The organism is Endozoicomonas sp. SESOKO4, assembly GCF_024606275.1.
The window spans coordinates 1-1,117 of the sequence record NZ_JAHHPS010000014.1; the positions used below are offsets into that span (position 1 = coordinate 1).

The following is a 1,117-nucleotide window of genomic DNA, read 5'->3' on the forward strand; positions in this document are numbered from 1 at the left end:
GTCCATTACGGTAGGCGGTCAAACCGAGGATGCTTGGGGACAAGCCTGCCTGCAGGAAGACGGTTCCTGGAAAATCATAAACTGATCTCTACCCTGGCCGGCTTGCTGGCCAGGCACTCCTGACAACGTAGCACACACAATAAACCAGAAAGGTAGAAGTATGAGTAAGCATGATACGCATGCGATCAACTTCAGAACTGTTAGAAAACCTGCGATTATCCATTGCTCTTCAATAGCTCAGTGATTCTCGCCTTGTTATCTTCGCTGACAGTCAACACATGTCGGCTATCGGCGCTGAAAGCAGCTGAAATGACGTCTCTATCGTGTTGAATGGTGGCTTTTTCCAGCCATGACCCATCGGCCTTCCGACCACAAATTTTCGCCTTACCATCCACACTGGCGGTGACCATATGACCACTATCGGCACTGAAGCTAGCTGAGAGGACGATGTGCTCATGGGTAATGCTGGCTTCTTCCTGCCATGATCCATCGGCCTGCAGGCCAGTGATTTTTGCCGTGTCATCTTCACTGGTGGTCACCACATAATGGCAATTGGCACTGAAGTTGGCTGAGGTGAGTTCGCTGTTGTGGGAAATGCAGACTTTTTCTTTCCATGACGCGCCCTCCCGACTATAGATTTTCGCCTTGCCATCCCAACTGCCGGTCAACACATGGCGACAATCGGCGCTGAAGTTGGCTGAGCAGTAAGCCTCAACATGATGAATCGAGATTATTTGTTTACATGATCCATCAGCCTGCAGGTCACAGATTTTCGCTGTGTTATCGAAACTGGCGGTTAACAGGTGGCAGCTATCAGCACTGAAACTGACCCGGTTGATTACGTTTTTGTGTTGAATGGTGAATTTTTCTACCCATGATCCAGCGACCCCCTGAGCATAGATTTTTACAGCATAATCTGTACCGCAGAGCGCCAGAAAATGGCCATTGGGGCTGAGCATGGCCGAATTGACCGGACTAACAAGGTTAATAATCTCCTCTGACTCCCATGACCCATCGTCCCTCTGAACAAAGATTTTCACCGTATAAAAACTGGCCGTCATCACACGGCGGCCATCAACGCTGAAGGTAGCAGAATTGAGCTGACCAGTATGGGAAA

The 1,117-nt window shown here is 49.4% G+C and carries 1 protein-coding gene; it reads right to left on the reverse strand.

From position 1 onward, the window contains the following. Nucleotides 1-215: 215 nt before the first annotated feature. Nucleotides 216-1,117: WD40 repeat domain-containing protein (locus KDK16_RS00195; protein ID WP_257274165.1), on the reverse strand; the 902-nt coding region annotated here is incomplete at its 5' end.